This is a genomic window from Streptomyces sp. YIM 98790 (assembly GCF_011421595.1).
Classification (GTDB): Bacteria; Actinomycetota; Actinomycetes; order Streptomycetales; family Streptomycetaceae; genus Streptomyces.
Genome location: NZ_WTLH01000202.1, coordinates 1 through 9,871, shown reverse-complemented (window position 1 = coordinate 9,871; position 9,871 = coordinate 1). Strand labels below are relative to the sequence as shown.

4 protein-coding genes and 2 pseudogenes are annotated in these 9,871 nt (G+C 74.7%); 2 read left to right on the top strand and 4 right to left on the bottom strand.

Going from position 1 to position 9,871, the window contains the following annotated elements; all coding sequences use genetic code 11:
* On the bottom strand, positions 1-2,353 hold a 2,353-nt coding region (locus GQS09_RS23980), incomplete at its 3' end, for a GNAT family N-acetyltransferase (RefSeq protein ID WP_165989622.1).
* Between the two features lie 212 nt (positions 2,354-2,565).
* On the opposite strand from GQS09_RS23980, the gene GQS09_RS23975 reads away from it, so the two are divergent.
* Positions 2,566-2,847 carry an HPr family phosphocarrier protein gene (locus GQS09_RS23975; protein ID WP_165989619.1) on the top strand — a complete coding sequence of 94 codons (282 nt, stop codon included), beginning with the start codon at positions 2,566-2,568 and terminating at the stop codon, positions 2,845-2,847.
* Positions 2,848-3,191: 344 nt separating this feature from the next.
* On the opposite strand, the gene GQS09_RS23970 is transcribed toward GQS09_RS23975, so the two are convergent.
* From GQS09_RS23970 to GQS09_RS23960, 3 genes and pseudogenes are all read right to left on the bottom strand, one after another.
* A complete protein-coding gene (locus tag GQS09_RS23970) occupies positions 3,192-3,869 on the bottom strand; it encodes a GntR family transcriptional regulator (RefSeq protein WP_165989617.1) in 678 nt (225 codons plus the stop codon).
* Between the two features lie 284 nt (positions 3,870-4,153).
* Complete coding sequence (locus GQS09_RS23965; RefSeq protein ID WP_165989624.1) at positions 4,154-5,524, bottom strand: pitrilysin family protein; 1,371 nt, start codon at positions 5,522-5,524, stop codon at positions 4,154-4,156.
* 221 nt (positions 5,525-5,745) lie between these two features.
* Positions 5,746-7,086, bottom strand: a pseudogene (locus tag GQS09_RS23960) (M16 family metallopeptidase); the annotation flags it as partial.
* Positions 7,087-7,299: 213 nt separating this feature from the next.
* Between GQS09_RS23960 and GQS09_RS23955 the strand changes: the two are divergent.
* Positions 7,300-9,781, top strand: a pseudogene (locus tag GQS09_RS23955) (DNA topoisomerase (ATP-hydrolyzing) subunit A).
* Positions 9,782-9,871: the final 90 nt, after the last annotated feature.

The following is a 9,871-nucleotide window of genomic DNA, read 5'->3' as shown; positions in this document are numbered from 1 at the left end:
GCGGATGGTGCGCCGCGCCGTTCCCGGTGCGGGATGCGAGATGCCCGGAGGCGGTGGTGCCCTCCTCCGCCGCACCGGGGCCGGGGGTGTCCCCGGGCGAGGGATGCCCGGGCGGGGTGACCGGCCGGTCCGGGCGGCGCGGTTCATGGTCGCCGGGGCGGCCGAGCGCCGTGCCGGCGCGGCGGGCCAGAGCGGCGGCGACGGGCAGCAGGCCGGGGCGGCGGTCCTGCCGGGCGGCCGGATCGTCCTCCGCCGGGGCCGGGGCGAGGGCACCGAGCGCGTGGTTCAGGACCACCGCGGCGCCGGCCGGATCGATGTCGTCGTACTCCGGGACCCGGCCGGGGTCGTTGGCGGTGCGGTGCCAGGCGGCGTAGCGGACCGCGTGGGCCAGGGCACGCACCGCACGCTCGGCGGAGGGGTAGGCCGGGATGGAGCGGGTGGCGAGCGCCGCGGCGAGCCCGGCGATGGCCAGATGGGCGACCAGCACCGGTTTGGCCACGCCGGCGCCCCGCCGGGCCGCGGTGACCGCCCGGTGCAGTTCCTCGGTGAGCCGGCGGCCGAAGGACGGATCGGACCAGGCCGGACCGCCGGCGGTGTCCCCCCCGTCACCGTGGTCACCGTGGTCACCGACGGTGGGGATGGCGGTGATCAGCACGGCGTCGGTGCCCGGATCGGCGAGCGCGGCGGCCAGCGCCCGGCGGTACGCCTCCGGTCCGGCGTCCGGCGCCAGGCGCTGCATGGGCAGGGGGCGCAGCCGCTGGGCACGGCAGGCGTCGTGGGCGACGAGGTTCAGCGATTCGGCGTTGCCCAGGATGGCGGTGCGGCGGCCGCGCGGCAGCGGCTGGCCGGCGAGCAGCAGTCCGGTGTCGGCGAGTTCGGTGGCGGTGCCGGCCTCGATCACCCCGGCCTGCCGGAGCAGCGCGGAGACCGTGCCGGGCGGGGTGCGGCTGACCGGGGCGGCGTGCCCGGGCGGCAGCGCGCCGCCGCTGTGCCGGCCGCCGCGGACCACCACCACCGGCCGGCCGGCCGCCGCCGCGCGCCTGGCGAGCCGGGTGAACTTGCGGGGGTTGCCCAGCGACTCCAGATACATCAGGGCGACCGCGGTGTCCGGGTCGTCGTACCAGTACTGGAGCAGGTCGTTGCCGGAGACGTCGGCCCGGTTGCCGGCCGAGACGAAGGTGGACAGGCCGGCGCCGGAATGCTCCAGCTCGTCCAGCACGCCGATGCCGATCGCCGCGGACTGGGTGAACAGGCCGATCCGGCCGCGCCTGGCCAGCCGCGGGGCGAGGCTGGCGTTGAGCCGCACCGCCGGGTCGGTGTTGACGATGCCGAAGGCGTTGGGGCCGATGATCCGCATGCCGTAGGAGCGGGCGGCGAGCACCAGTTCGCGCTGCTCCTCGCGGGTGTGCCCGGAGGCCAGCACCACCAGGCCCTGCACGCCCGACTCGCCGCACTCCGCGACCACGCCGGCGACTTGGTCGGCGGGGACCGCCACCACGGCCAGGTCGACCCGCTCGGGCAGCTCCCGCACGGTGCGGCGGGCCGGGACGCCGTTCAGCTCGGTCCGTCCCTCGGGCAGGGCGCTGTTGACCGCGTACACCGGGCCGGTGAAGCCGCCGCGCAGCAGCCCGTCGAGCACCGTGCGGCCGGCCCCGCCGGGACGTCGGCCCGCCCCGATCACCGCGACCGCGCGGGGGGTGAGCAGCCGCTGCACCGAGCGGGCCTCGGCACGCTGCTCGCGGGCGCGCATCACGGCCAGCGAGGCGTCGGTGGGCGCCAGATCGAGGGTCAGGTGCACCGAGCCGTCGGCGAAGCGGCGGTGCTGCGAGTAGCCGACGTCGGTGAAGACCTTGATCATCTTGCGGTTGTCGGGCAGCACGTCGGCGGCGAAGCGGCGGATGCCGCGCTCCCGGGCACAGGCGGCGATGTGTTCCAGCAGCACCGAGCCCAGGCCGCGGCCCTGGTGGTCGTCGCGGACCAGGAAGGCGACCTCGGCGCGGTCGGCGGGCCCGGTGGCGGGGCGGCCCTGCTCGTCGATCCGGTCGTAGCGGACGGTGGCGAGGAACTCGTCCCCCAGCACGGCGGCCAGGCCGACCCGGTCCACGTGGTCGTGGTGGGTGAAGCGGTGCACGTCGCGCGCGGAGAGCCGGGGGTAGGGGGCGAAGAACCGGTAGTACTTGGCCTCGTCGGACACCCGGGAGAAGAAGGCGACCAGCCGGTCGGCGTCCTCGGGGGTGATGGGGCGGATGTGGGCGGTGCCGCCGTCGCGCAGCACCACGTCCGCCTCCCAGTGGTGCGGGTAGGACGGCGGCGGTTCCGGCGGCTGCCCGCCGGGCTCCTCGGGAGCGGACATGGCTTCAGGGTACGGCCGTCGGCCGACAGCGCTCCCGGCCTGGCGCCCGGCCGCCGGGCCCGGCAGGGTGGGGGCACGCCCCGGTGCGGGCGGCCCCCGGCCGGACGGCGACCGCCCGGGGGCTATGGTCTAGACAGGTCAGAGGGGTCCGGCCGGACCGGAGGGTCCGGGTCCCGGGCCGCACCCACGCTCCGAGTCGAAGGGCAACAACCATGGTTGAGCGCCGAGTCACGGTCGGCTGGCCGGAGGGGCTGCACGCCCGGCCCGCCTCGATCTTCGTCCGGGCCGCCACCGCGGCGGGTGTGCCGGTGACCGTCGCCCGGGGCGACGGCCGGCCGGTGAACGCGGCATCCATGCTGGCGGTGCTCAGCCTGGGGGCGGAGAGCGGCGAGGAGATCGTGCTGGCCTCGCCGGACGAGGGCGCCGAGGCGGTTCTGGACCGGCTGGCCCGGCTGGTCTCCGAGGGCCTGGAGGAACTTCCCGAGACCGTCTGATCCCCGCGGCCCGCCCGCACCGCCGCCCGCCCGCGGCCGCGCACACGGCGGCACACCGGCCCAGCGAGCGCAGCGGCACACCGGCGCCCGGCGGGGCGCGCGGCAGGAGCGGGGGCGCGGGCGGTGACAGAGACAGGGGCGGGGACAGGGACAGGGAGGGGAAAGAGCGGCGGGCGGGACACCGGCATTCCGGCCGGAGCCCCGCCCGCCGCCTTTCTGCACATTTCCCGCACACGGATTCCGCTCGCCAAGAATTTCATGGCAGCAGAATCCGCAGCGCCGAATTCGGGCGGAGCGCCGCACGGAATTCCCGCTGCTTGTCCAGCAGGTGTATACGACCGCCGTTAAATCTGGCCGCGCGCCATGTTTACGGCAGGTTTCGGAGTCCTCACCGTGATCGGCCGGTGCTGCCTGCGCACGGGTGCGGAGCGCTCGATCTGGGCGGCCGTCAGGGACCGCGCCCGCTCCGCGTCGCCGCGGGCGATCGCGTCCACCAGGGCACCGCGCTCCTGCCACACGGTCACCGCGCGGGACACCGGCTCCCCCGCGTACAGCCAGCTCATCTTGCGCCGGATCTGCACCAGCAGCGCGGTCAGCGCGGGCGAGCAGGTGGCCTGCGCGACGGTCTCGTGGAACCAGTCGCCGAGCGAGCGCAGATCGGCCTCCTGCCCCTGGCCCGCGCGCTGCCGCCCGAGCCGGACCAGTCCGCGCAGCACCTTCAGATGAGCCTCGGTGCGGCGCTGCGCGGCGCGCGCCGCGCCCAGCGGCTCCAGCAGCGCCCGGATGTCCAGCAGGTCGGCGGCCTCCTGGTCACCGGGCTGCGCCACGCACGCCCCGGCGTGCCGGCGGGAGACCACGAACCCCTCGGACTCCAGCGTCCGCAGCGCCTCCCGCACCGGTACCCGCGACACCCCGTACCGCTGGGCGAGCTGCTCCTCGGCGAGCCGCGAGCCGGGCGGCAGCACCCCGTTGACGATGTCCTCACGAATCGCCGTGCATACCGTGTGCGCGGAGATACGCATAAACCCACTCCCACTGTCGCCGGCATCGGCCGCATCGCATTACCGCCGGGTCAATGGAACTCTATGGCAAAAGCCCGGGAATTCCGATAGCGCCCCTGTGGAAGCGGTACCTTTCAGCCGCGAACGATCAAGACCGGACGCAAAAGCGCGGCCCGGGAGACCGTATGGTGACGGTTCCCGGACCGCGCGGTCGCCCGCGCACCGCACGGGCGCGGGGCGTGAGCCGGTCCCGGCGCGCGGTGCGCTGACCGGAGGAAGCGGCGGCCGGAGGAAGCGGCCAGGGCTCAGGTGCCGGGGACCACCGTCACCTCTCCGATGCCGGCCTCCTTGACCGGGCCGAGGATCTGCCCGGCGTCGCCCACCAGCACGGCCACCAGCCGGTCCGGCGGGAAGGCCCGCACCACGGCCTCCGAGGCCGCCTGGGTGGGCGTCTCGGCCAGCCGGGTGTAGAGCCGGCCCTGGAAGTCGTCCGGCAGCTCCTGCTCCACCTGGTCGGCCAGGGTGTCGGCGACCGACGCCGCGGTCTCGAACCGCAACGGCGCCACGCCCACCAGGTTCTGCACCGCCACGTCCCGCTCCTGGTCGGTCAGGCCCTCCGCGGCCAGGGTGCGCAGCACCCGCCACAGGTCGGCCAGGGCCGGGCCGGTGACATCGGTGGCCACCGAACCGGAGATGGCCAGCAGCGCGGCGCCGGCCCCCCGGGCGTCCGAGCGCAGCACATGCGCCTGGGCCCGGATGCCGTAGGTGTAGCCCTTCTCCTCGCGGAGCACCCGGTCCAGCCGCGAGGTGAGGGTGCCGCCCAGGCAGTAGACGCCCAGCACCTGGGCAGGCCAGACCGGGTGGTGGCGGTCCGGGCCCAGGCGGCCGATCAGCAGCTGGGTCTGCACCGAGCCGGGCCGGTCCACGATCACCACCCGGCCGGTGTCGTCACCGGTGACCGGGTCCATCGGCTCGGGCGGGACGGCGGCGCCGGTCCAGGCGCCCAGGGTCCGGGTCAGGGCGTCGTCCACGTCGATGCCGGTGAGGTCGCCCACCACCACGGCAGTGGCGGTGCCCGGGCCGACGTGCGCCTTGTAGAACGCGCGCACCGCCGCGGCGTCGATCCGGGCCACGCTCTCCTCGGTGCCCTGCCGGGGACGGGACATCCGGTCCCCGGCCGGGAAGAGGTGGGCGTAGAGCGCCATGGCGGCACGCCGGGGCGGGCTGGCCAGCTCGTGCTGGATCTCGTCCAGCCGGTTGGCGACCAGCCGCTCGATCTCCGCCTCGGGGAAGGCCGGGGCGCGCAGCGCGTCGGCCAGCAGGCCCAGCGCCGGGGTGAGCCGGGAGGCCGGGACCTCCAGGGAGACCCGCACCCCCGGATGGTCGGCGGCGGCGTCCAGGGTGGCGCCGCAGCGTTCCAGCTCGGCGGCGAACTCCTCGGCGGTGTGCCGGTCGGTGCCCTCGCTCAGGCCGCGGGCCATCAGCGTGGCCACGCCTTCCAGGCCCTCCGGCTCGGCGGCCAGCGGGCTGGCCAGACTGAGTTCGACGGCGATCACCTGCTGGCCGGGGCGGTGGCAGCGCAGCACGGTGAGGCCGTTGGGCAGCGAGCTCCGCTCGGGGGCGGGGAAGGCCCAGGGGCGGGGCGGGCCGCTCTCCGGGCGGGGGTGCAGCGTCATGGCGGGCTTGGAGCCGCTGAGGTCGCTCACTTCTGCTCCTCCTTCCGGGCCGTGGTGATGACGGAGTCGACGGCGGGCTCGGCGGCCTGCCGGACCTCGGAACCGGCGGGCGGCTCGCCGCCGCCGTCGGACCGTCCCGGTTCCTCGGGCCCCTCGCCCACCTCCGTGCCCTCGGCCTCCGGCGCCACGTCCGGGTCGACGGGGACGTCCGGGACGGGCGGGCCGGCCGGGAGCCCGGTCTCCTCGGCGCCGGCCTCGGGGGGTTCACCGGTGGGCTCGTAGACCAGCACGCCGCGGTTGCGCGGGTGCAGCAGCTCGGCGGCCACCCGGCGCACCTCCTCGGCGGTGACCTGCAGCACCCGGTCCACCGCCGTCAGGGCCAGCGCCGGATCGCCGAAGTGCACGGCGTAGCGGCAGAACTCGTCGGCCCGGCCGTGCACGGTGGCCAGCCGGTCCAGCCATTCCCGCTCCAGCTGGGCCTGGGCGCGCTCCATCTCCTCCGGGGTCGGGCCCTCGGCGGCGAAGCGGGCCAGTTCCTCGTCCACGGCCCGTTCGATGTCGGCGATCTCCGCCTCGCCGGAGGTCTTGACGTCCAGCCAGCCCAGGGAGGGGGCGCCGGCCAGCCGCAGCATGCCGAAGCCGGCCACCACCGCGGTGCGGTCGCGGCGCACCAGGCGGTTGTAGAGGCGGGAGGACTCGCCGCCGCCGAGCACGGTGAGCGCCACGTCGGCGGCGTCGGCGGCACGGGTGCCGTCCTTGGGGAGCCGGTAGGCGGACATCAGGGCGCGGGCGGGCACGGCCTCCTCGACCACCTGGCGCAGTTCCGCGCCGATGGTCTCCGGCAGCGAGCCGTCGCGGGGCTCGGGCTTGGCCCGGTAGGGCGGGATGGAGCCGAAGTAGCGGTCGATCCAGGCCAGGGTCTGGTCCGGGTCGATGTCGCCGACCACGGCCAGCACGGCGTTGTCCGGGGCGTAGTAGGTGCGGAAGAACTGCCGGGCGTCCTCCAGGGAGGCGGCGTCCAGGTCGGCCATGGAGCCGATGGGGGTGTGGTGGTAGGGGTGGCCCTCGGGGAAGATCATGGCCACCAGGCGCTCGAAGGCGGTGCCGTAGGGCACGTTGTCGTAGCGCTGGCGGCGTTCGTTCTTCACCACGTCCCGCTGGTTGTCCAGGGAGGGCAGGTCGAGCCGGGTCAGCAGGGTGCCCATCCGGTCGGCCTCCAGCCAGAGCGCGAGCTCCAGTTCGTGGGCCGGCATGGTCTCGTAGTAGTTGGTGCGCTCGAAGCTGGTGGTGCCGTTGGGCGAACCGCCGGCCGCCTGGATCATCTCGAAGTGGCCGTTTCCGGGCACCTGGTACGAGCCCTGGAACATCAAGTGCTCGAAGAGATGGGCCAGCCCGGTGCGGCCGGGCACCTCGTGGCGGGAACCGACGTCGTACCAGAGGCAGACGGCGGCGACCGGGGTCTGATGGTCCTCCGAGAGCACCACGCGCAGGCCGTTGTCCAGCCGGTGCTCGGTCACCGTCAGCCCGCCGGAGGCTTCCTGCGGGGTGGCCGTGTGGCCCATAGGTAGCAGATCCCTTCGTTTCGTCAGCGGAGCGGTCATCGGGTCTCGGGTGAGTGGTGTCACCCTATGCGGGCGGACGGCCCGGTGCGCGGCGCACGCCACGTCCGGACGGGCCCGGACGGTCCGCCCGGCGGGCTGCGGGACGGCCTGTCGGCGGCACAGGCCACAATGGACCCCGTCCTGCCCTGTCCCGACCGAAGGAGCCTTGCCGCGATGGCCCGCCGCCGCACGCAGTCCCCGCCGCCCGACGACTACGAGGAGCGCATCCTCGACATCGACGTCGTGGACGAGATGCGGGGCTCCTTCCTGGAGTACGCATACTCGGTCATCTACTCCCGGGCCCTGCCCGACGCCNTCGGTCATCTACTCCCGGGCCCTGCCCGACGCCCGGGACGGCCTCAAGCCCGTGCACCGCCGCATCCTGTACCAGATGCACGAGATGGGCCTGCGCCCGGAGCGCGGGTATGTCAAGTGCGCCCGGGTGGTGGGCGAGGTGATGGGCAAGCTCCACCCGCACGGGGACAGCGCCATCTACGACGCGCTGGTGCGCATGGCGCAGTCGTTCTCCATGCGGCTCCCGCTGGTCGACGGCCACGGCAACTTCGGCTCGCTGGGGAACGACGACCCGCCCGCGGCCATGCGGTACACCGAGTGCCGGGCCGCCCCGGCGGCCGGGCTGATGGTGGAGTCCATCGACGAGGACACCGTCGATTTCGGCCCCAACTACGACGGCAGCGAGCAGGAGCCGGTGGCCCTGCCGTCCGCCTACCCCAATCTGCTGGTCAACGGCGCCTCCGGGATCGCGGTGGGCATGGCCACCAACATGCCGCCGCACAACCTGGGCGAGGTGATCGCCGCGGCCAAGCACCTGATCCGTCATCCGAACGCCGATCTGTCCACCCTGATGCGGTACGTCCCCGGCCCCGATCTGCCCACCGGCGGCCAGATCGTGGGCCTGGACGGCATCCGGGACGCCTACGAGAGCGGCCGCGGCACCTTCAGGATGCGGGCCACGGTGGCGGTGGAGCAGGTCACCGCCCGCCGCAAGGGCCTGATCGTCACCGAACTGCCGTTCACGGTCGGCCCGGAGAAGGTGATCGGGAAGATCAAGGATCTGGTCAACGCCAAGAAGCTCCAGGGCATCGCGGACGTCAAGGACCTCACCGACCGGGCGCACGGCCTGCGGCTGGTGATCGAGATCAAGAACGGCTTCAACCCGGAGGCGGTGCTCGCCCAGCTCTACAAGCTGACGCCGATGGAGGAGTCCTTCGGCATCAACAACGTGGCGCTGGTGGACGGCCAGCCGCTCACCCTGGGTCTGAAGGAGCTGCTGGAGGTCTATCTCGACCACCGCTTCGAGGTGGTGCGGCGGCGCAGCGAGTACCGGCGCGGCAGGCGGCGGGACCGGCTGCACCTGGTCGAGGGCCTGCTGGTGGCGCTGGCCGACATCGACGAGGTCATCCGGATCATCCGGGCGAGCGACGACGCGGCCCGCGCCAAGGAGGCGCTGATCGAGCGGTTCGGCCTGAGCGAGACCCAGACCCAGTACATCCTGGACACCCCGCTGCGGCGGCTGACCCGCTTCGACCGGATCGAGCTGGAGGCGGAGCGGGAGAAGCTGACCGCGGAGATCGAGCGGCTGACGGAGATCCTGGAGTCCGACACCGAGCTGCGCAAGGTGGTCTCCTCGGAGCTGACCGAGGTGTCCAGGAAGTTCTCCACGCCGCGCCGTACCCGGCTGGCCGACGGCGAGGAGGGCGAGCTGGCCGCCGTACCGCTGGAGGTGGCCGACGACCCGTGCCGGGTGCTGCTGTCGGCGACCGGCCTGCTGGCCCGCACGGCGGACGGCGCCACCTCCTTCGACCCGGCGGCCAAGCGCGCCAAGCACGACGTGATCATCTCCTCGGTGACGACCACCACGCGCGGCGAGATCGGCGCGGTGACGTCCGCCGGGCGGCTGCTGCGGGTGGCGGTGGTCGATCTGCCGCAGCTGCCGGAGGGCACCACCACGCCGAGCCTGGCGGGCGGCGCGCCGCTGTCGGAGTTCCTCAGCCTGGAGGAGGACGAGCGGGTGGTCTGCCTGACCACGCTGGACGAGTCCTCCCCGGGCCTGGCGCTGGGCACGGAGCAGGGCGTGGTCAAGCGGGTGGTGCCGGACTATCCGGCGGGCAAGGACGAGCTGCCGGTGATCGCGCTCAAGGAGGGCGACCGGATCGTGGGCGCCACCGAACTGCGCACCGGCGAGGAGGATCTGGTCTTCATCACGGACGACGCCCAGCTGCTGCGCTATCCGGCCTCACTGGTGCGGCCGCAGGGCCGGGCGGCGGGCGGCATGGCGGGCGTCAAGCTGGGCGCGGGCGCCAGGGTGATCTCCTTCACCGCCGTCGATCCGGCGGGCGAGGCCGTGGTCTTCACCGTCGCCGGCTCCTCCGGCACGCTGGATGCCACGGGCACCGCCAAGCTGACCCCCTTCGACCAGTTCCCGCGCAAGGGGCGGGCCACCGGCGGGGTGCGCTGCCAGCGGTTCCTGAAGGGCGAGGACCATCTGGCCTTCGCCTGGGCGGGCGCCGCGCCGGCCCGGGCGGCCACCGCCTCGGGGGCGGCGGCCCCGCTGCCCGATCCGGACCCGCGCCGGGACGGCTCCGGCGTCCCGCTCTCCCGCAAGGTCGCCCACATCGCCGGACCGGTCCTGTAGCGGTGACGTCCGGGGCGGCCCTCCGCCGCCCCGGGCGGAACGGCGCTCCGGCGGCGTCGCCGGGGCGCCCGCGGCGCCCGTGTTCCCGCG